Origin of the sequence: Coleofasciculus sp. C1-SOL-03, from assembly GCF_040220555.1 — a bacterium.
Taxonomy (GTDB): domain Bacteria; phylum Cyanobacteriota; class Cyanobacteriia; order Cyanobacteriales; family Coleofasciculaceae; genus Coleofasciculus.
In genome coordinates this window covers 1-23297 of the sequence record NZ_JAVJUO010000131.1, presented here as the reverse complement: position 1 = coordinate 23297, position 23297 = coordinate 1, and the positions used below count along the sequence as shown (strand labels likewise).

Below are 23297 nucleotides of genomic sequence, written 5' to 3'. Positions count from 1 at the left end.
AATATATTTTTCTATTTATAACGAATAATCAATAAATCCAGCAAAAACTGGATTGGTAATCAAAATTCTCTTGTCCTAATTCCCCATCCCATCAATGATACATCTGTAGCCGGAGAAGGTAGTGACCTAGGCGCACTTTACCCGACCAGAGTTCATAGTCAAGTTCCAAGCTTTGGGGTAAAGGGTATCCCTCTAGTTTCAGCATCCGGGTATAGTTTCGCAGTTGCAACGACTGATGGTTCTTGGTCGCCTTATTATGAAGCCAATAGCGACTGATACCGTACACCCCCCGTTCCCAACGATGACGATAACTTAAGTTACCATTTGCCTGCATGGTCATAATCATCCGATAGGGGGAAATTTCGAGCCACAAAAGTCGCTGGGGAGTGCGCTTGACGACATCTGTGACACCCGTTTGAGGGGGGTGTCGGGATTCCCATTCCGGGATTGAGGGTTCTCTTAAGAGTAAGTGAAAGCGATCGCGTTCTTTTTGATACAGCGTAGCCGCCGTTTCAATCGTGAACCAAATCGGCAGATCCGTCGATACAACCGAAAGACAAACAGGTAAGCGGTGATGTGTGAGCATGGATCTTACAAATGTAAAAGCAGACGGATAGCATACTTTCCTACCAACCCTGTGACGGCAATCCGGGAAGGAAATGGTCAATCGATCTGATCAGTTGATAGGTTTATTCTAGAGTACAAAGCCAGGTAAGGGAAAATCAATTAACATTCAACCTTCACCCGTCAACACTTAATTAACACCTGTCCCTACTCAATTCCCTTTTCCGATTTTCTAGCTCGTCTGGCACTTTTGCCAAACGCGAGAAAGCCAAAAACCAGCCAAGCGACGAGAATCCCGCCTGTGAGCAACAAGATGGAAACCAGACCAAATCTAGCAATTAGACTCGGTGCGGCGGCGGTGAATAATCCACCGCCAACAATGGGTTCAAAAAATAACTGTTTGTAGGCAAAACTTTCAAAGGCACCGGATCGATTGTCAGGGTCAACCATTCGCAATAATAAAATACCTGTGGCGGTGACGCCCATGGATTGTCCCAAATCACCCAGCCCTCGTTCAAACCAGTAGGAAGGAATCACGCGCGGGGCGAGATAAAGGAAGGCAAAAATATTCCAAGCAATTCCAACAACACTCAGTAGCAGAAAAGCACCCAAGTTAGCACCCAGTACCTTCAGAGAAATTGTCGCTAAGGCGGTGACAACAACAATATCTAAGGCGACTCCTGCAATATTATTCATTAAAGGACGAATAATTAGCGGATGGAGTCCTAATCGTTCCATTAGCAACTGGACTATAATTCCACCCACCAGCGCCATGGGAAATAGGGGAACATAACTCATCAGTTCAAATCCACCGACACCCCATGTCACCGACTCGATCCAGACTAATCCTTGCAGAATCAGCCACCCGATCGCGATCGCTAATCCAACAAAGCCAAAGTGCAGCGACAGCGGATCAACCAACATATTCCGCATCAAGCGCGATCGCGAAGCGTGTTCCGAAGGAACGTATCGCGCCCTGCGGATTTGCGGCGTTTCACTGTGGGTGTAATCCTCAAACCATTCCGGTTCAGCTACATTTTGCTGAACACCTTGCACATAGCCTTGGCGTCTCCCCCAATTCGCCAGTACCGTTCCCGTGACAATCCCTGACACAATCCCTACCGTGGCTAATCCTACCGCCAAGTCAGCGCCATCGGGAAATCCCAACTCTTGAAACGTTCCCGCCATCCCTGCGGCGGTACCATGTCCCCCTTCAAAGGCAATTTCAATTAAAGCGGCTGCTGTGGGATCGATTCCAAAGACAGGAATCAGAATGAACAAGGTGAGTAAAATCCCAATTACATATTGTCCCCACGCCAAACTTTGACCAAATACAACCTGAGGTGCAGCCTTATTCCAGATGTCTCGGGGATGGGGAATGGATTCACCCAGAAACAACGCGGCGAAGACGATATTGATAAATACCCCAGGAGACTGTGACCACACCTCCCGAATGGACTCAGGGAAGACACCATTGGCTAGGGGTGAATTTGGATTGGCGATCGCACCCAAAACTTGGGGTCCCAACACCAGCGCCACCACACCCGCGACAATGGATTCGGGGATGTAGAGTTTCTGTATCCAACGGATTTTTTGGTGAATAAACCGCCCCACTAGAATTAGGAGTGCAACCAAGATAAAGGCGAAAAGGGCATCTTTAAGGTTAAGCATGGAAAAACTAAATATGCTGTAATGTTCGATTTTATCTTGGCTTTAAGCAACTCAAGCGTTGTACTTAGGGTGAATGGCATTGAAATAAGCATGAGGAAATCGCCAAAACCTTGGATATGCCGTAGGGTGGGCATTGCCCACCCACCTTAAATCAGTGACATTCTACTTAGGGTTCAGTCAACACTTTTTTTCCTTGCGTATCACCTTGGACGTGCAGAATCAGGCTTATTTTAGCGTTCGTCAGGGAAAGATAGTGGGCGAGAAAATTCCCGACTTGCCTGATCCTAATACACTGCTATATAACAACAAAGCCATATTGATTTATAATTATGTTTTGATATTAACAGATCTCAGATATTCATAACATCAGCGATGGGGTATGGGTATTTAATTGAGTTTGTCAGTGATCGCTAATCTTTGCAAAACTATCGGATCTGATAAAATCGTTCTAAATTTGAGGATTTACAATTAACCAGTTTTTCTGTAATCTTGACCTCTCTGCCTAAAAATGCATAGCCAAAAAGAAACACTTGAATGGGTTAAAACAATTCTTGCTCCCAGAAAACTCAGCCAGATTGAGACCATTGTGTTAGACAGGGCGTTGTCAGGAAAATTATATCGAGAAATTGCTAAAGAAACGGGATATGATTCGGGTTATATTAAAGACATTGGCTCTCACCTTTGGCTGGCACTCTCTCAAAGATTAAACTGTGACATTAACAAGCGAAATCTGGCGTTTATGTTAACGCAGTTTTCTCAAGGAAACACCGAACTCTATCAGCGAAAAACTCAACCAAATACCACAATAGCAGAACTCGACTTTCCCGGTCGTCCTCTTCCCGCTACGTCACCTTTATATATTGAGCGTCCCCCCATAGAAACCTTAGCCATTACCACCCTGAATCAAGCCGGGAGCTTGATGCGTCTGAAAGCACCACAACGGATGGGCAAAACCTCTTTAATTCATCGTCTGTTCGGCATTGCTGATCAGCAGGAAATGCAAACAGTTTTAGTCAATGTCCAACAGGCAGAACCCGCCATGTTCAAGGATTTGGAGCAATTTTTGCAATGGATTTGTTGGGTGATTAGCCAACAGTTGAACTTAGCTCCCAAATTTGACGACTATTGGTTTGAGGGGGCTGGGAGTAAAATGAGTTGCACAGTTTATATGCAAGAGTATTGCCTCAATGCAGTTGACACGCCTGTGGTGATTGCCTTTGACAAGGTGCATACTCTGTTTGACTATCCCGACTTAGCCAGTCATTTTTTCTCCATGGTGCGGCATTGGTACGAACAAGCCCGTACCCCAGGAAATTGGCAAAAATTACGGTTAATTATTGCCTATTCCATCGAATTAACCTTAGCAATTCAGCCTCACCAATCCCCTTTTAATGTCGGAATTCCGTTAACCTTGCCCCCTTTAACCCGCCCTCAAATTCACGAATTAGCGCAGCGTTATCAACTTGAGCAAGTCGGGATAGAAACCCGAGATCCTTTAGTTGCTCTAGTCGGGGGTCATCCTTACTTACTTCAATTGGCGTTTTACTGGTTACGTTCCGGCTATTTATCATTAGAACAACTCTTAGCAGAAGCCCCTACAGCTAAAGGGATCTATGGGGAATATTTGGAGCAACTGTGGATGATATTGGCACAGGATAAACAGTTAGAGCAAGCCTTTGATCAAGTTTTATCGAGTTCCCAGCCAATTCCCCTCGATGCTGAAACCGCTCATCGTTTAGAAGGACTGGGTTTGGTGCAACTGCAAGGACTGATGGCAAGTCCCCCCTGTGAACTCTATCGCAACTATTTTTTGACCCATTATTCATTGTAGAGACGTTCCATGGAACGTCTCTACAATGGTGCCGAACGTCCTAATCGATGTATTCCACCGGACATGATAGTTAACCCGGTGGACAAAGTTGTCGCGGCTTATCTGTAACTTGGGAGTTTGTATCAAGATAATCCTTAACCCAATCGCAAGCATAGTCTAACGGTTGCAGGTTTAAAATGTTGGCAATATTCCAAAACACCACCGCCTGATCATCTCCGGCTGAAGCCAACACCTGTCCATCGGGACGAAACACCAGACTGCGAATCCCCGAAGTATGACCTTTGAGGGTGGCTAATAATGTCCCATCCATCGTCCAGAGTTTCACCGTTTCATCAATGCTAGCCGTCGCTGCTAACGTGCCATCGGGACTAAACGCCACCCCCCAAACCGCCGCCTGATGTCCCGTTAAGGTGGTGACGAATGTACCGTCTTTGCGCCAAATTTTCGCCGTTTTATCCCCACTCCCAGAGATCAGATATTCCCCATCGGCACTAAATGCCACTCGCCACACGGCTGAATCATGGTTGAGGGTGTGCAGTAACTTGCCCTCTCGACTCCAGAGTTTTACCGTAGTATCATTCCCAGCGGTGGCAAACTGACTGCCATCGGGACTATAGCGAATATCCCAAATCGGGGCGGAGTGACCTAACCAACCTGTCAGCTTTTTACCCTGGGTATTCCAGCGATAGATATGAGCCGAGGCGGTGGCTGAGACGATTTCCTCGCCACTGGGATGCCAATCAGCCCCCATGACCACCTCATCATGATCCCGAATCGTTTGCAAAACGGTGCCATCTAGCTGGCGAATTTCGATCGTCTGATCCATTCCAGTCGATAACAGTTGGTCTTGGGTTGGATGCAATGATAAATTCCTGACGACTGCCTGTTGAGAATCCAGAGATTTAATCATTAAATCAGAGGTTGAAGTTAACAGTAAATTATCTTGATCCCCAGTCGTGACTAAGCGTTGTCCATCATGGCTGTAAATCGCCTTTAATGCTTTTCCCCCCGCTCCGTGTACAGTTTGATGGAAAGGATGGTGAATCTGCCACAGCAGGACTGTATTATCCGCGCCAGTTGACGCCAGCATCTTGCCATCGGGACTAAAGGCGACGCCCCAAATAGCGGATTGATGCCCTTTGAAGGTGTTGAGTAACGTACCGTGACGAGTCCACAACGACAGGGTTTTGTCGTGGCTACCCGCCACAAAGGTTTGCCCATCTGGATTAAAATCTATATCTCTAATGCCCGCGCTATGATGAGTCAAGGTTTTCAGCAACGTACCATCCTTGCGCCACAGTTTAATCGTTTGATCTTGGCTAGCTGTCACCAATTGTTCTCCATCAGGACTAAAGGCAACCGCATTAATTTCCGCCTGATGAGCCTTGATGATCTGTTGTCGCTGTTCATCCCGATGGAAAAGGGTTATGGTACCGTCATTTCCGCCGATAGCAATTAGATTCCCCTGGGGATTATACCTCACCGATAATCCCCCCGATGGCGTGATCTTAAAGTGATCGATAGGAGTCCCATCAATTTGCCAAAATTCCATGATACTGGGACGTCCAACCGCCACCAAAGTTTGTCCATCGGGACTAAATGCTAAATCCCAAATCCCATTTAAATCGCTTTTAATCGTGCGTTTTAATGTGCCAGAGGGAGTCCAAAGGTGAATCTTGCCATCATCAGCCCCCGTCGCCAGAAATTGACCATCCGGGGTAAATTTGACCACTCGAATTGTCGCCTCATGTGCCTTAAATGTCGAGAGTAGCTTGCCGTCTCGATTCCACACTTTAACCCTTGTATCGACTCCCGCTGTGGCAATGGTTTGTCCATCGGGACTAATATCAACGGTGAGAACGGCTGCTTCATGTCCATCCAAACGGTTGCGCTGATGAATATTTAACACCACTCGTTCTAAAATTGCATCGGCTTGAGATTGTACGGCGGGATTCACCCGTTGCCAGCCCTTGAGTTGCTGTTGACCGCGAATGGCTTCTAATAAGGCTTCAAAGGGTTGATCTGAGGCAAATAAGGCTTCAGCGGTTTGGACAATAGCTTCGGCTTCCCGCACCGATGCCCGACGATATTGATACCAAGCAAAAATCCCTAATCCAGCCGCAATCACTAAGGCACTGCTGACCCCTGCTAATAATAGGCGCTGTCGCCTTAAACTGCGTTGCTGTTCTTGGTTGCGCTGATGTTCAATGGCTAGACGGGCTTCTACTTCCTGGAGGCGGGCGGCTTCAGCTTTGGCAAGGCTTTCTTGGCGTTCTAAGGCTTGACTGGCGGATAGAAAACGGTAGTCTAAATCGCTAAGGCTTTGATTTTTTCCCCAGATTAACATCTCTTGTAAGGCTTTTCCCCGTAATAACCAAGACTCATCGCTACAATTTGAGGCAACCCAGCCATTTAAAGCTTGGGAATAGGGACGTAATTGATTGAATTGATTTTGAATCCACTCCTGATTAAAGATGGTTTGGTAAATCGGGTTTTTGACCTGTAATTTTCCGTTTCGTTTCGCCACTAATCCCGATAGTCGTAATTCCGTTTGTTCGGGACTGTCATCACTAATAATGCCGTCTTTGTCTAAAATCTGTTGATATAAGCCTAATAATCGTCCGGCGCGTTGTTCGTCATAGAGTAGACGATTGCGAATGGTGCGGAGATGTTCAGGATTGTCTTGGGATTCCCAATGGTCAATAATCTGGGTTTTGACAATTTCTGCAATCCATTGGTCTTCTGTACCCGAAGGAAGACTCAGATTGGATGCGGTTGCCATTGTACTCAACTCAACCACCCGTTGACAGAGTTTTTGAGTTAATAACGGTTGACCGCCACTCCAATGGAGAATTGCTTTGAGAATTCCTTTTGGATTGGGTAGATAATCCGGGAAATATCGCAGCAGGGGATAGGCTTCTTCTAAGTGAAAATCATTTAAATCAATTGCCTGACCAATATTAAACGGGGTGCGAGTGCGATCGCGAATTAAATCCGATGGGGTAGCCACGCCAAATAATGCCCAGGTTAATCGTTGATAGGTGGCTTGATTCTGGCGTAATTCGTGACAATACCGAATAAAGCCAAAGAAATCATTGACCGGAAAGGATAAGCTGAGAATCGTATCAATTTCATCGACAAAGATAAAGAGTCGGGTTTGGGGGAGTTGGGTAAGGATCTCATCCATTAACACCCCCAATTGTTGCACCATCGGCAAGGTTTCCCAGTCTTGCCAGCGTTGTTTGAGCGGAATTTTCCCCAATAGCTGAAGTTTGCTGACAATTGCCAACATAATGCCCCGATACCACTGCTGATGACTCACCTGTTCACTGCCCAGTTGAGTCATATCTAGATAGACACAGCGATAGCCTTGTTCGTGTAACTGTTGCTGGATTCTGACTCGGAGGCTAGATTTGCCCATTTGTCGGGCATTGAAGACATAGCAGAATTCTCCCTGGAATAGGGCATCATAGAGAAGGCGATCGGCTTGACGGGAAATATAGGTGGCGTTATCTACAGTGAGACTTCCTCCTACCTGATAGGGATGATGGCTCATATTCCTGGATTGAGATATGAACTAATTTTAACGTTCTATGGAGGTTTAGGGGAGCTACCTGTAGGGGCACGATAATATCGTGCCCCTACCATAAATGGCGTGTGTCCTTAAGTCCTAAATTTATCTTTTTGATGAACCGCCAGAACCGACCCGAATGACGTAGCTTGCTTCTGACGAAAGCGAGTTTTTCACCGTTCAGGTTAATTATGTCCACCTACTTATTAATTTTTATGCTTTTTAGGTTTATTCCCTTGTCGCCAGCCAAATTGACTCTCCCTCAAGATTTTATAATAACTTTCCTTGGATTTAAAAACAACATCATAGTCATCTTTCAAATGCCTCTTTAATGCCGAAAGTTTACGGTGTTCTGGGTGATTAATCCAATGAACTATTTCGGCTTGTTGTGTAGGCGTTAGATAACCCTTTGAACCCTTGTATTTGAGTTTAATTCCGTCGATTCCTCTTGCAGTGTATTGTCTTTGAACTTTTGCAATAAAACTAATAGAGACGCCTAGCTTATTGGCTATTTCTTGGTAGTTGAGTCCTAATAGTCTCAGTTTCACGGCTTCAGCTCTTTTGCATTCTCTCACATCTTGACTTTTAAAAATAAAGTCGTTCAATTCATTTATTTTTTCTGCTTTAGTAACGTTACTCGTATATTGAAGTGTCCGTTTGTGTTTTTCTGGACTACAAAATTTCATCTCCATGACAAATTGCAAAGCTCGGTAAAATTGCTCGATGGTATTTATTAATCCCTTTGTTCGGTTAACTTTAATGTATACCCACATTTATGGGTTTCTGTCCCAAGAGAAACCGGAAGATACTTTAACCTTGATTCAAAGGGAATTAAACTGTGTTCAAACAGGTTGACACAGACCCCATTCGACTACTTCATCCGAACGGGGTATTCAAGACAAGGAAAGAAATTGGAAGTGATAAATATAATGTAATAGTTAGTTACCCTTTCAGTATCCAGACAACGATCAGTCTAATTCCTGGTGTCGCCTGTATACTCAGCCTAAATTTTAAGGCTGATAATTTTAATCCGCTATACTTCTATATATATCATTTTTCTGGCAATGAAAAGGTCAGAAAAGTAAGGTGTTTATTTCAATGAAGGTCAGAAACGTCATATTTTTCAGTTATTATTGTTGTCTTGACAACTCGAAAGACTTGCTATAAGCTAAATAGAATAAGCTACACTTATCACTTCCATAGTTATCATAGTCATTCTCGTCGCAAGTCCATATTGTTGGGTATTCAGAAAAGCAAAATACCATCAAATGCAATAAACAGTTGGCTGCAAATACTCAGAATAGGTTCATGACCATCAATGCAACTCGCCAATATTTTCCTAGACAGGCAACAATTTTGCTGATTGACGATAGGGTCGAAAATCTGAAACCGATTTCAGACTGTTTACGAAATACTGGCTATGAAGTGCGAATCGCTAAGAGTGGTATCAAAGGCTTGAAACTCCTAGAACAGTTGACTCCAGACTTGATCGTACTGGATGTGATGATGCCAGAAATGGATGGATTTGAAACTTGCCGTCATCTCAAAACCTGGGAGAAAACCAAAGATATCCCGGTCATTTTTATGACAGCAGCAACAGATACATCGAATTCTGAGGCGAAAGTCAAAGGCTTATCCTTAGGGGCGGTTGATTACATCACCAAACCCATGCAAGTCGATGAGGTGTTAGCCCGGATTAAAACGCACCTGCATCTCCGTTTCTTAACCCTGCAACTGCAACAACAAAATATCCAACTGCAACAAGAAATTTGCGATCGCAAACAAGCAGAAGTAGAGTTAGCGGTACAAACGCGACGGTTAGCCTTACGTTCCGATATCGGATTAGCCTTAAGTCAGGAAACTGAATTATCGGCGATGCTATTTCGCTGTACTCAAGCGTTAGTTGACCATTTAGATGTCGCATTTGCCCAAATTTGGACGCTAAACTCCCAGGACAATCTCCTGGAATTGCAAGCTTCAACAGGATTATACACCCATATTGACGGGACTCACGCTCAAGTCTTAGTGGGTGATTCAATCATTGGTCACATTGCCAGTCAACGTCAACCTTACCTGAGTAATAATATCGCTAATGATCCAAACATCAGTGATCCCGAATGGGCAAGATGGGAAGAAATAGTATCCTTTGCGGGCTATCCCTTGATTGTGGAAGCTGATCTGGTGGGAGTGATGGCACTATGTTCCCGTCATCCTTTCCATCAAACCACCCTGGATACCTCAGCCTCTATTACCCATGAAATCGCGGTGGGAATTGAACGCCAGCAACTGGATCAAGCCCTGCAAGACTCCCAGCGCTGGTTAAAGGCAATTAATGAGGCGAATCCGAATATTATCTATATTCATGATTGGGTAGAAAGACGCAATGTCTATACCAACCGAGAAATCCATGTAATTTTAGGCTATACCCCCGCAGAAATTCAAGACATGGGGAACCAAGTTCTCTCGATACTGATGCACCCGGATGATTTCGACATCGTTTGGGATCATCAACACCGGATCAAATATGCCCAGATTGGTGATGTCTTTGAGTTAGAGTATCGGATGCGCCACAAAAATGGGGAATGGCGTTGGTTATTTGCCCAAGAAACGGTGTTTAAACAGAATGCAGACGGCACAACGCGACAAACCCTAGGTGCAGCAATTGATATTAGCGATCGCAAACAAATCGAACTCGCGCTACGACAATCAGAAACCCGAGAACGCCAAAAATCCCAGGCGCTACAAGAAGCCCTAAAACAATTAAAACGCACCCAAGCCCAACTGATCCAAACCGAGAAAATGTCGAGTTTAGGACGAATCGTTGGAGGAATCGCCCATGAAATTAACAACCCTGCTAACTTTATCTATGGCAATATTAGCTATGCCCGCACCTATTTCCAAGACCTATTAAAACTGGTGCAACTGTACCAAAATACCTATCCTGAGCCGACGGCAGAAATTCACCAACTGAGTGAGGAGATTGATTTAGAGTTTCTGGTTGAGGATTGGGATAAACTGATCCAATCTATGCAAATTGGCATTGAACGCATTGAGAAAATTGTGCGCTCCCTTAAAAGCTTTTCCAAATTAGATGAAGCCCAGTTAAAACCCGTTGATATTCATGAATGTATTGACAATACCCTATTTATCTTGCAGTCTAGACTTAGAGCGGAAGGCAATCGTCCAGAAATCAAAGTGATTAAGCACTATAGTCAACTTCCGCCAGTCACTTGTTATGCCAGTCTGCTCAACCAGGTATTTTTCAATATTTTCGATAATGCCATTGAAGCTTTAGATTATCAATCAATAACTCGGTCAATTAGAATAAAAACTGAACTCTCTAATCCTAACTCTGCACTGCCTCAATCCATTATTATTCGGATTAAAGATAACGGAATTGGCATGAGTGAAACTATACGTCAGCATATCTTTGATCCTTTTTTCACCACAAAACCTGTGGGTAGAGGCACGGGTTTAGGATTAGCCGTAAGTCATCAGATTGTAGTCGAACAACACAAAGGTGAAATCCGCTGTATTTCAGCTTTAGGTCAAGGCAGTGAATTTATGATTAAAATTCCTGTAATAGTAGAAACCAAAAAATGTAATGTGGTGCCAATATTTAATCGGTTATTTTAACTTAACAAACATTTTTTAAACGGAAGTTTAATGATCATCTCAGTGCCGACATCCAGTTGAGACACACAGTCCAATTCACCGCTATGCTGATTTACCACAATTTGATGGGCAATTGATAGCCCTAACCCTCTGCCTTGACCCACAGGTTTTGTCGTAAAAAATGGATCAAATATTCGCGGTTTTACACGTTCTGCTATACCTGTTCCATTATCAATAATGCGAATAATAACTTGATAGTTGTTTTGAAGAGTTGTTTTAATTTTAATCGTTGGGATAGTTTGAGGTAAATAATTGTTCAGTGGCTCTTTTTCTGTATCCCTTTCCAAAGCATCAATAGCATTATTAATAATATGGAGAAAAACTTGATTCAGTTGTCCGGGGTAGCATTCAAAGGGGGGTAAATCGCTGTATTCTTTGATGATTTGAATCCATGGCTGTCCCGCTGATGTAGATAACCGATGTTGGACAAGAAAAAGAGCGCCTTCTATTCCTTCATGGAGATCGACCGATTTCCGTTCCGCTTCATTGAGTCGGGAAAACTTCCGCAGTGATAACACCAATTCTTGTAGGCGTTTAGTGCCAACTTTCATCGAAGCCAAGACTTTGGGAAAGTCTTGGCTCAAAAAGTCCAGATTTACATCAGTTATTTTGTCTTGCAGACGCGGACTCGGATGGGGATACTCCTGTTGATAGGATTCAACTAGATCGAACAAGTCTTGGCTATAGTCCTCGATGTAGGATAAATTTCCATGAATGAAGGTAACAGGGTTATTAATTTCATGAGCAATTCCAGCAACCATCTGACCCAAGCTGGACATTTTTTCACTCTGAACTAATTGAGATTGAGTTTGCTTGAGTTCGTGGAGGGCTTGTGAGAGTTGTTGGTTTAATTGACGCAGCCGCAATCCTGAACGAACCCTGGCTTGTAATTCACTGGGTTCAATGGGTTTGGAGAGAAAATCATCCGCCCCCGAATCTAAGCCTTGGACGCGATCGGCGACTTGTTCACGTATGGTTAGTAGAATCAAAAAAATGGTGGCTAGTTGCGGATCTGCCTTGATCCGACGGCACACTTCTAAGCCATCGAGTTTAGGCATCATCCAATCGCAGATGATTAAATCCGGTTGAAGTTCTTGGGTTTTTCGGAGCGCTGCTTCTCCATCGTCCGCAAGCAGAACTTCATGACCTTCACTCTCTAACAACTCTTGGAGAATGATTTGGACGGTTATATCATCATCAACGGCTAGAATTTTTGCCATGGTTATTTGTTAGGGAATGGGCAATGGGCAATGGGCAATAGGGAATAGGGAACAGGGAATTCATGATTGACCATTCATGGTGCGGATGTATTCGCAAACTGTAGTCAGGTGTTGTTCTAACTCGCCAACGTTTTCCTGGATCGCGGCTAGAGAACCGGAACGTCCATGGTTTTCGACTTGGGCGGCTAATTCTGCGATCGCCTCCATGCCTAAATTGGCACTTGATCCTCTCAACCGATGGGCTTTTGCATAGATTTGTTCATAGTCTTCAGCAGCAATTCCGGTTTGGATATCCTTTAAATCCGCTTCCGCATGTTCGATAAAAGCGTGCAACAGTCGTTCTTGAGCCGATTTTTTACCGAGGGTGACACGCTGGAGGTGTTCCCAGTTAATTGGGGAAGTATTGAGGGTTGAGTTAATGTCTTCCTTACCATCTGCCATCTGCCCTTTGTCCTCTGCCTTCTCGTTTCCTTCTTTCATCTGCCTTTTGTCCTCTACCTTCTCGTTTCCTTCTGCCATTTGCCCTTTGTCTTGATCATGTCTAATCTGGGTTGCCCAATACTCTAACCGTTCGCTCAACATTTCCTCATCAACAGGTTTGCTGATATAGTCATCCATCCCAACTGCCGCACATCGTTCTCGATCTTCAGGAAACGCATGAGCGGTTAGAGCAATAATAACCGGATGAGTGCTACCGTAACGCTCAATCAATTTAGTTGTAGTCGCATAGCCATCCAGAACAGGCATCTGACAGTCCATGAGAATGATATCGTAGGAATTTTGCTCGACTAATTCCAGGACAACTTGACCATTGGCGGCGCAGTCGGCGTCATAACCTAACATCTGTAACTGATTGAGAATAACTTGTTGATTGATCGGATGATCTTCAGCTAAGAGAATATTCAGAGGAGTCGCAGGTTGTTTATGAGTGAAGTCTCCAGTCGTTGTATGTTGGGCGAGTTCTTCCTCCTGCTGTTCTTTAATCATTTCGGGCGCTACCGCCGCCATTAAACTATCAAATAGCCGTGAGGCTCTCACTGGCTTGAGCAAATAACTCGCCGCTCCCACAGATAGTAATTGTTCGACTTGATCCCGTTGATTCATCGGCGTCATCACCACAGCTTTGGTGTGGCTCAACGCTGAATCAGAGCGAATAGTTTGAATCAGCGACCCATCCTCGATTTGGGGCAGTTGCCAATCACAGATCACCACATCATAAGGCTGGTCAAGTCTCGCGGCTTGGCGCAGGGCATCTAGGGACAGTTCTGCGGAGTTGGCTTCATCAATCCCAATTCCCCAGGTATTGACTAAGTAACGCACCGATTGGCGGGTGGTGCGGCTTTCGGAAACAACCAACAGTTTCAGATGGGTGAGGGCAAAGGGAGTGGTGGGGGATTCAGCGTTGGTTTGGGTGTCAAATTTTGCCGTAAACCAGAACGTGGAACCTTTACCCACCTGACTTTGTACGCCGATTTCGCCGCCCATCAAATCGACCAACTGTTTGCAGATAGCTAGTCCTAAACCGGTGCCACCATATTGACGAGTGGTGGAGTTATCGACTTGGGAAAAGGATTGGAAGAGTTTTTCCTGCCCTTCTGGGGAAATGCCCACTCCTGTATCGGACACGGCAAAGTGGAGGGTGGCATTTTTGGAGGTGGCGGTTTCTAAGGTAACATGAATAACGACTTCCCCTTGAGGGGTAAATTTAATCGCATTGCTTGCCAGATTTAACAACACCTGTCGCAGTCTCGCCGGATCACCTTTGAGTTGTCGGGGGACTTGGCGGTCAACTAAGGTGGCTAGTTCTAGGTTCTTCGCTTCGGCTTGAGTGGCTAGCACATCAAGAACCGATTCGATGGAGCCATCCAAGTCAAACTCAATGGTTTCGAGTTCCATTTCTCCCGCTTCTAATTTGGAGAAATCCAGGATATCGTTGATGATGGTCAGTAAATGATCAGCACTACGGCGAATCGTTTGGGCATAGTCTCGCTGTCGCGACGTGAGTTGAGTCTGTAATAGGAGTCCCACCATCCCCAAGACGCCATTCATCGGGGTGCGAATTTCATGACTCATGTTCGCCAGAAATTTGGACTTAAACCGTACCGCTTCCAGTGCGGCTTCTCTGGCTTCAACTAACTCGTTAATCTGATCAGAGGCAATGACAATCCCACCCACCTGACCATCAGAAGTATACCAGGGATGAATTGCCCAGCGCATGTAAACAATAGAACCATCGCTACGTTCCCAGACATCTTCTGGGTTGGTGATCACTTGCCCAGTGAGCGCCCGTTGATTAATTTGTTTCCAGTGTTCCGGTACGTCTGGGATCACCTCGTAATGGCTACGACCAATGATGGATTCCCCCTCAATCCCTTGCACCATCAGCCATTTTTGGGAATGAGCCATATAGCGCATTTCGTTATCAAACATTGCCATTGCCATCGGCGCACTGGCGATAACTTGTTGCAGTTGTCGGCGTTCTCGCTCTAATGAGTCTAAGGTATTGTCGAGGAGTTGAATTTGGTCTTGGGTTTTCCTGTAGAGATGGGACTGGGTGCAAGCACTGGCAATTTGTTTAGAAATCGCTTCTAAGAGTTCGATGTCGCTGGGACTCCACGACCAACTGGTGGCGTGGATACAGATTAAATAGCCCAACGGTCCGGTTTGAGGACGGATGGGAATTGCTGAATAGTGAGCCTTTTCCAGGATATAGGTGTCCTCTGAAGCTGGAGGCGGATTTGGGGTGTTTTCTAAACCAGCATCATCCGCTTGACCATTGACCGGGGACACTTTAAAATTAACGGTCTCACCCTTGCGGAACTGAGTCTCCACGTTACCAGGAGTCGCTACCTTTAACTGTTTGGATTCGCTAGATAAACCCTCATCAGTGTACTCGTAGGCAATTCTCAACGTCTGTTTATCAAGCAACCAGCCAAAAATGACTCGTTCTAACCCCAGCAACGATGTCAATTCTTCTAAGGTAGCGGGTAAGGTGCGATCCAGGTCGAGTGAGGAATGAATGCGATTGGTCAAGCGGTTAAGCAGCGCTTCTTTGGCGGCTTTAGCCCGGGTCATCTCAAAGAGTTTCACCTGTCGCCAGACGAAAATTATGGCAACGATCAATAGGGTGACTAAGACAATCGCCAGCAAGTTGAGTGACCAGATCGGACTTTCTATTTTCTCATCGTTCATGACTAAGGCAATCGACCAGTTTGCCTCTTCTAGATGGACATACGCCACATAAACGGATTCCCCTTCAATAGTTGCCTTTTGGATGCCCTGTTCTTTGTTCACCATCTGGCGAGCGATCGCGGCTAGATCCGGGTCGGGTGACTCAAGTAAACTGGAGGCGGGTTTTTCCGGCGTTCCCATTGTTTCTTGGTCAGGATAAACAATTGGTACTCCTTTAGAGTTGAGGGCAAAGGCGTAACTGTCCTTGCCAAAGGAAATTTCTTCGACAACTTCAGCAACGCGCTCAATATCAATCGCCCCCACGGTTGCACCAACAGGTCGAGGCGGTTGGGGGGGAAGTGCTAGAATCGGCGCGGCAATGGCAATAATCGGTAATTCCGTTGCTCGACTAATCAAGGGATCAGAGACGTAGACTTTTCCCGCCATCGCCTGTTGAAAATATCGGCGATCGCTGACATTCCCCTGACCTTCATTGCTGCTTTGAAAGGTTCCATCTGCCCTGATCAGGGAAAACGAGGTAAAATCCCGGCTGCGTTGGACTTCCCGTTCCAAGTACGGTTTAATCTGCGACCAATCCATCGATCGCAAGATCGGGGTACTGGCGATGGTTTCGACTTCAGCCTTGCGCGTGGCTAGCCAGCGATCGATTTCACTGGCTTCGGCTTGCACTGAATTGAGCGCATTTTGCTTCAGGTTTTCCAGGATTAGCTGGCGCACTCCAAAATAGCTGACTGTGGCGACAGCGCCAATCGCCACCGTGGTTAGACCCACTATCATCCAGACTAGAAAATGACGGGGACGCCAAGACTTGTGAGGCTGTACCAACGGTTGCTGGTCATTCTCTTGGGGGGTCGTTTCTAGAAAGGAGGGCTTGTTCATCATTAATCAAACGTCAAAACTCTTGACTGGGTTGAGCTTGGGGGAAAAGTTGGTCAATTTAAACCGTGCTGAAGCAGGTGTTTTCACCATCAGCAGTTGACTAGAGTTCTCAACAAGTTAGGTAGGAATAGCCTAGGCAAAGGTGTGTGAGTCTCAGATGTTCTCGATAATCCTTAAAATAGTTCTAGTTTTCTTGTATCACATCCGTGCCAGACCTTGAGCGCTAGCCATTGAGCTAGGCGCTGTTCGTCGTCGGCGCTTGAGCCACGATAAGCTTTGATGCTAATTGTCGGTTATAGGTGCAGTCCTTCGCCCTTGGGCTACTGATTTGATATTCAGACTCGTTCTGAAATTTATCCGGGTTAACGCAAAAACGACAGGAGTGCAGGCTTTATGTCAGGATCTTAGCGTTGTAAAAGTTCTCGCTAGATAGATAGTAGAGTTAAACCAAACAGGTAAAGGAACTCGATCACTTCTCTCATTGTACCTAGTTTTTTATCCTCATCAGCAACCGATTTAAGCCTCCCTTTACCTGGATTATTTATTCCAGTTTTAATTGTATAAGGTATAATACAGCTCGGTGCTAAGTATTTATACTCTTTAACGCTTAAAAGCTGGAACAGGCAACCGCTTAAGACAGGTTTAAGCGTTGAGAGTCTAGAGCGTAGAATCCTTTCTGATGGCTGATTTTCGTTCTTTCCGTGTCCCATCAATCAAGCCAAATATCATAAGATAAACTTAAGTTATTGGTAGCAAAACCTTTGATGTCAAGTTTCCACCACAATTCACCGTAAGTGTAATAATTTGAGCCTCCATCAAGGACATTGCCGCAGACGATACGCCTGTTCCCGGATTCACGGGATGCGCTGGAAAGCAAGCAGCGCTTAGACTTAGGCGTAATGCATTCCCTTTGGCAATTTTAATACAAGTTGGCTGGAGTTCAATCCTAACGGGTGTTGTTTCTTGACCCAGACTTACAGTCGCATACCCCTGAGTGAAATTATAAACGATCCCATTAGGAAAGACTTCCGATAACACGGCACAGAGATCAAAACTCGATTGCTCAGCGTGGCAGAAAACCTCTACCGCGACATCCCCCATTAGATGGAAATCGTCAGTAAACGCGGCTGAAGTATAAGTTAAAACATCAGTGCGGCTATCAATAGTAGAACGATCAAAAGAACCCGCAGGTATTGCTGCATGACCTCCCAACGCTGGAACCGGACGCCAGGGATCATGAACAAAGACATCAGTTGCAGCCGATAAGACGGACAATGGGTCAGATAATTCCGATTGGGGGATAAGAGTCCCGGAATCATCTCGCACACTAGCTAAACCTGTGCTGGAAAGATAATAGGATTGCTGATTATCTGACAACCACCTATCAAAATAACGCCATTGATTACTGCCCATTTCAAATAAATAGACAGGCGGTTGATTCAACAATCCGCTATCAATTCCCTTGAGAAACTGATCAAACCAACGCACTTGTAACCTATCCACAGGACTTACCGCCTCTGCGCCATAATCTCTTGCGCCAACTTTCCGTCCCCAAGGCAGATGCGCCCAAGGTCCTATAATCAAATGCTGGGGAAAGTTACTCCGATTTGCCATTTCTTTATAGAGGCGCAGATTGCCCCGGAGATACGGATCAAACCAACCGCCAATATGCAGCATTGGTAAGTCTACGTCGTCGAGGTTAGGGGAGAGTTTTTGCCAATACTCTCCGGGTTGAGGATGATTTAGCCATTCATAGTAAAACGAATTTGGCGCATATTTGCTTAAACTCTCAATAAACTTAGAGGATGGATGATAAAACGGCAAATTGCGAGAGGCAGTATAGAGAACTTGATAAGCAATAGCATCACCCTTTAATCGGGCAGTTTCGGCGGCTAATTGTACTGCCCAGCCTAAATTTACTTGTAAACAAAATGCCCCATTTTCATACGCCCAATCTGCATATAAATCATACGCCATCATCGCCGGACAAATGGTTTTCAACGCGGGCAGATTTGCCGATGCTGCATATAGTTGAGTCATCCCCTGATAGGAAAAGCCATACATGCCCACCTGTCCATTGCTACCGGGTAACTGTGACACCCAGTTAATGGTATCAATGCCATCAGCAACCTCGTGGACAAATAGCTGAAACTCTCCCCCAGAGGTTCCCCGTCCCCGCACATCCTGAATCACGACAATATACCCCTGGGTAGCATACCAAGTAGGATGGGCATAGACTACCGTAGACGCGATCGCCCTTCCGTAAGGTTGTCGCATCAGGAGTACAGGTAAGTCTGTATCAGTATCGGGATAGTAAATATCAGCATCTAGACGAATTCCATCGCGGGTTAACAGGGATGCTGTTTGTTTATGAATTTTGTTCATGGTTCATGGTTCATTGGCATAATTGAAAAAGAAATAAAGGGTTTATAATATGACAGCTAATCCTCGCGTTACGGTTTGGAATGAGTATCAAGTGGAAAAACAAAAACCTGAGGTTGCCCAGATTTATCCTGATGGGATTCATCACGCGATCGCACAACATTTGCAATCCTCAGGATTAACAGTTAAAACTGCAACATTAGACCAACCTGATCATGGATTAACTGATGCCATCCTTAACCAAACCGATGTTTTAATCTGGTGGGGACACATTGCCCATGATCAAGTACAAGACGCTATCGTCGATAAAGTCCATCAGCGTGTGTTGTCTGGCATGGGTTTAATTGTATTGCATTCGGGTCACTTTTCCAAAATTTTTAAACGACTGATGGGTACGTCATGTAGTCTCAAATGGCGCAATGATGGCGAAAAAGAACGACTTTGGCTTGTTGATCCATCCCATCCCATTGCCGCAGGTTTAGATGAGTCCTTTGAACTGGCGGCTGAGGAAATGTACGGCGAGTTTTTCGATATTCCTAATCCGGATAGTTTAGTATTTATCAGTTGGTTTGAGGGGGGTGAAGTCTTTCGCAGTGGCTGTTGTTTTCACCGAGGCAAAGGTAAAATTTTTTACTTTCGTCCTGGCGACGAACTTTATCCTACTTATTATCAGCCAAATGTATTGCGCGTTATTACCAATTCCGTGTATTGGGCAAGTCCTTTAAATTAGTTAATTGTTGATTGTTGAACTCGTCACCTTGTTCGAGGACAGGGTTTTATGTAGGGGCGGGTTTAGGAACTTTCGTTTCGTCATTGATGATAACCTATATTCAAAACCCGCCCTGATTCTAGGTTTCAATCTCTTACAAATGACATAAGACAAATGACAAACGAATGATAATCTCCACCGTTCCCGTTTATTGAACTACCTAATTCCTTACTATTGCCTATTGCCTATTGCCTATTTAACACGGAACCACCGCATCAGTACGTCCCAAGACGCGAAAATCTTCCTCATCCAAATCTACAGGTGTACCGCTGCGAATCAGTTCAACAAAATCCTCATTGGGAACCATGAAACATAACGCATATAAACGACCTTGACCTGTATTTATAATTTCATGAATACCCGTTGGTGGCACTAACAAACTATCTCCTGCCCGAAACGGCACATTTTTGCCATCACACCGGGCAATTCCTTCCCCTTTAAGGATAAAAAACATTTCTACAGCAATCTGATGACGATTCGGGGGAGTTTTGCCGCCTTGATCAAAAATCTCCACACAAACAGTTAATGATGAATCCGCGATCGCCGGATCGAAGATAATAGCTAAACGGTTGCTATCCTGGGGACTAATGCGATAGGCTTGGTAGTCCTTGGGGGATTTAATCACGGGAATCATACAACGGGATTCCATGGGTAGTTTCTCCTGAAATTCGTCATTGGTCATTGGTCATTTGTCATTCCTTTTTGATGCAAACCGTTAGTAGCTGCTAACTTTCCCCATTTTCCTTGCCTCTCTGCCCTCTGCATTCTGAATGTTTTACGCTTTTAAAGCTTTAACAAGTAATTGAGAATCGCTGGTAAACCCAAAACACTGATTCACATTATAAATCGTGGCTTTAAAGCAGTAATCAGGAGACGTTGTTGCCGCACAATCTTTGAGCAAAACACAATCATATCCCAGGAAGTTAGCATCTTGTAATGTTGCCATAACACATTGATCAATGTTGACACCTGCAAAGAAAAGAGTAGTTTTGCCCATATTACGTAAAATACTGTCTAAGGGAGTATCCCAGAAACCACTCATGCGATATTTGTCAATATAAATATCTTCGGGTTCGTGGTTTAATCCATCCACAATTGCCGCAGCCCAACTGTCTTTGGTTAGCACTTTTGCCCCACTTTTAGGCAAGGGATCACCGAGTCCAATTCCTGCACCTGTAGGATTATAAACATGGCGCAATCCAGCACTAATATTGAGTAAGTCGGGACGATTTCCCCAGTTCACCCAAATCACAGGGACATTAACCTCTCGTAACTGAGGAAGCAAGGCTGTCAGAGGTTCGATTGGGTTGCGGGCTGGGGTTACATCTACGCCAATATGGGCTAACCAGCCATCGGGATGACAGAAGTCATTTTGCATGTCGATGATCAGGATGGCAGATTTAACTAAATCCAGGCGCAGGCTTTTGGTTTCGGTGGTAAGGGTAATCGGATGAGGAGTTAGGGAGGGGCGAGTCAAATCCGCGATCGCGTCATTTACTCCCCATGCATTCGGGGCGACACCTAATGTCCGTAACGGTTGATTCATGACAGTAATGATAGACATGCCAATCATTGTACTCAGGATTGCACGGCTGACCAGACATGAGCCAGAATATAACGGTGCTATCGTTCAGGCATGACTGATGCGATCGCGCTTCGCCAGGGGACACACCCTTAATCTGCGTTCGTAGTAGGCACGAAGCGTGCCATAAGCGCTCGCATCGCTAACAACAAACTCTAAAGTTAGTGTCATTTCCCTTAACTGACGTTAGGGTTTATCGTCAGCAAACTGGAAATTTATAGCGCTGAAGCACAACTACGAACCAGATTTATGCGAATAATCTTTTCCCTAAACGACTAATCAATCGTGAGTTTTACTGTTAAAAACGTTTTAATTCCCCTTGAACCAGACTATACAACTGTCGATGTCAAAATTGAGGCAGATCGGATCGCCACAATTGTTCCTCATTCGGTTGTTAATTCTGGGGAAAGGAAGACTACAGTCGATGGCGAAAATAAACTGCTTCTCCCCGGTTTTATCAATGCCCACACTCACTCCTCGGAACTGTGGCAACGGGGTATGATTCCACCCTTACCGTTAGAACTGTGGATTGCCCAACTTTATGAATTTACGCCCTTAGAACCGGAACAGGTTTATTTAAGTGCCTTGGGAACAGCCGTGGAAACGTTATTATCGGGTGGGACAACCGTTGTCGATCATTTAGTTTTAATTCCAGGGAAAGAAATGGAAACCGTTGCGGCGGCGGTTCGGGCGTATCAGGAGATTGGAATTCGGGCGTTTATTGGTCCGTTGATTCAAGATGAGTCCCTGTCCCAAGGGATTCCCGATGGGGAGGTGAACCGGAAACATGATCAGTATCATCACTCAACCGAGGAAATCCTGGCATTTATGCAGGAAGTGGTGCAGCGATTTCATCATCCCGAATCAGGAATCAACATTCTTGTTGCACCAACGGGGATACAACTCTGTTCAGACGCACTGTTCGAGGGTTGCATTGAATTAAGCGATCGCCAGAATTTATGTCGTCACGCCCATCTATTGGAAACAAAAGCACAGCAGCAACTCGCCCAAGAAAAATATGGCTGTAGTGCGGTGAAACATTTGCAACAGATGGGCTACTTGAGTCGGCGCACGTCTTTGGCGCACTGTGTCTGGTTAAATGATGCCGATATTGGCATGTTAGCCCAGACGCGATCGACAGTGGTTCACAATCCTTTGAGTAATTTGCGCTTAGGAAGTGGGATTGCACCCATTTTGAACTACCGAAAAGCGGGAATTAATGTTAGCTTTGGCTGTGATGGTGCAGCGAGTAATGATGCTCAGGATGTCTTGGAAGCGATTAAGATAGGTACGCTATTGCACAATACCACCGACTTAGAGTATCGCCACTGGATTACGCCGCGTCAGGCAATTAAGATGGCATCCTTAGGCGGGGCAAAGGGGTTGAATATAGCGGATGAGTTGGGTTCATTGACAATTGGCAAAAAAGCCGATTTAGTATTATATGATTTGACCCATTTATCTGTCTTACCCCGTACTGATCCGATCGCTTCACTGGTGTTAGGGCGTCCGACAAATGTGGTGGATACAGTTTGGGTGAATGGGGAACGAGTGGTTGCGGATGGACAAGTTACCCGCATTGACGTAGATGAATTAAGGCAGGAATTATTTGAGCAGAGTGAATGGATGATGAATCGCCAGTCTAAAAGCATTCAGCCCTTTGAGGTGCATTATCGTCAAGTAATGGGTTTAGAACATTCCTAAGTAGAGACGTTGCATGCAACGTCTGGAACATAAATGATGTGTCCTAACCGCTATGGCGGTTGCTATACCATTGCTCCCCCGGCTTCCCCAGCTTCCCCTGCTCCCCCTGATCCCTACCTTACAGGTGTAGGTTTTTTATTTTATGGTTGGGACAAGACAAGGAGGACAAGGATGGAAAGAAGACAAGGGGGAAAAACCGTACAAAATTAGGTTCGGTCAAGCTAACTTCTAAAAGCCGAAACGCCCTATTTTTCGTT

14 protein-coding genes are annotated in these 23297 nt (G+C 45.2%); 4 read left to right on the top strand and 10 right to left on the bottom strand.

Annotation, left to right across the window (positions count from 1 at the left end):
* Nucleotides 1-91: 91 nt before the first annotated feature.
* Complete coding sequence (locus tag RIE73_RS20360) at nt 92-586, bottom strand: hypothetical protein (RefSeq protein ID WP_446402913.1); 495 nt, start codon at nt 584-586, stop codon at nt 92-94.
* 185 nt (nt 587-771) lie between these two features.
* Nucleotides 772-2235 carry a sodium/glutamate symporter gene (locus RIE73_RS20355; protein WP_446402912.1) on the bottom strand — a complete coding sequence of 488 codons (1464 nt, stop codon included), beginning with the start codon at nt 2233-2235 and terminating at the stop codon, nt 772-774.
* A gap of 508 nt (nt 2236-2743) precedes the next feature.
* Here RIE73_RS20355 and RIE73_RS20350 point away from each other — a divergent pair.
* The gene (locus RIE73_RS20350; protein WP_446402911.1) at nt 2744-4066 is read left to right on the top strand and encodes an AAA-like domain-containing protein; all 1323 of its coding nucleotides are present in this window, start codon (nt 2744-2746) and stop codon (nt 4064-4066) included.
* A gap of 70 nt (nt 4067-4136) precedes the next feature.
* On the opposite strand, the gene RIE73_RS20345 is transcribed toward RIE73_RS20350, so the two are convergent.
* Nucleotides 4137-7622, bottom strand: coding sequence for a WD40 domain-containing protein (locus RIE73_RS20345; RefSeq protein ID WP_446402910.1), 3486 nt, complete (start codon nt 7620-7622; stop codon nt 4137-4139).
* Between the two features lie 221 nt (nt 7623-7843).
* Complete coding sequence (locus RIE73_RS20340; protein ID WP_446402909.1) at nt 7844-8410, bottom strand: helix-turn-helix domain-containing protein; 567 nt, start codon at nt 8408-8410, stop codon at nt 7844-7846.
* Between the two features lie 535 nt (nt 8411-8945).
* Here RIE73_RS20340 and RIE73_RS20335 point away from each other — a divergent pair.
* Nucleotides 8946-11273 carry a response regulator gene (locus RIE73_RS20335; protein WP_446402908.1) on the top strand — a complete coding sequence of 776 codons (2328 nt, stop codon included), beginning with the start codon at nt 8946-8948 and terminating at the stop codon, nt 11271-11273.
* On the opposite strand, the gene RIE73_RS20330 is transcribed toward RIE73_RS20335, so the two are convergent.
* From RIE73_RS20330 to RIE73_RS20320, 3 genes are all read right to left on the bottom strand, one after another.
* A complete protein-coding gene (locus tag RIE73_RS20330) occupies nt 11270-12532 on the bottom strand; it encodes a sensor histidine kinase (protein ID WP_446402907.1) in 1263 nt (420 codons plus the stop codon). The two genes, RIE73_RS20335 and RIE73_RS20330, sit on opposite strands and share 4 nt — an antisense overlap.
* Nucleotides 12533-12592: 60 nt before the next feature.
* On the bottom strand, nt 12593-16606 hold the full coding sequence (locus RIE73_RS20325) for a response regulator (protein ID WP_446402906.1): 4014 nt from the start codon (nt 16604-16606) through the stop codon (nt 12593-12595).
* A 735-nt stretch (nt 16607-17341) separates the two neighbouring features.
* Complete coding sequence (locus tag RIE73_RS20320) at nt 17342-18988, bottom strand: CocE/NonD family hydrolase (protein ID WP_446402905.1); 1647 nt, start codon at nt 18986-18988, stop codon at nt 17342-17344.
* 49 nt (nt 18989-19037) lie between these two features.
* Between RIE73_RS20320 and RIE73_RS20315 the strand changes: the two genes are divergently transcribed.
* A complete protein-coding gene (locus RIE73_RS20315) occupies nt 19038-19715 on the top strand; it encodes a ThuA domain-containing protein (RefSeq protein WP_446402904.1) in 678 nt (225 codons plus the stop codon).
* 235 nt (nt 19716-19950) lie between these two features.
* Here RIE73_RS20315 and RIE73_RS20310 read toward each other — a convergent pair whose 3' ends face one another.
* The 3 genes from RIE73_RS20310 to RIE73_RS20300 all read right to left on the bottom strand — a co-directional run bounded on the left by RIE73_RS20310 (nt 19951) and on the right by RIE73_RS20300 (nt 21507).
* A complete protein-coding gene (locus tag RIE73_RS20310) occupies nt 19951-20403 on the bottom strand; it encodes a cupin domain-containing protein (RefSeq protein ID WP_446403050.1) in 453 nt (150 codons plus the stop codon).
* 126 nt (nt 20404-20529) lie between these two features.
* A complete protein-coding gene (locus RIE73_RS20305) occupies nt 20530-21300 on the bottom strand; it encodes a cysteine hydrolase family protein (protein WP_446403049.1) in 771 nt (256 codons plus the stop codon).
* A gap of 84 nt (nt 21301-21384) precedes the next feature.
* Entirely contained in the window at nt 21385-21507 is a 123-nt protein-coding gene (locus RIE73_RS20300) for a hypothetical protein (protein ID WP_446402903.1), read from the bottom strand.
* A 114-nt stretch (nt 21508-21621) separates the two neighbouring features.
* On the opposite strand from RIE73_RS20300, the gene RIE73_RS20295 reads away from it, so the two are divergent.
* Complete coding sequence (locus tag RIE73_RS20295; RefSeq protein ID WP_446402902.1) at nt 21622-23040, top strand: amidohydrolase; 1419 nt, start codon at nt 21622-21624, stop codon at nt 23038-23040.
* Nucleotides 23041-23297: the final 257 nt, after the last annotated feature.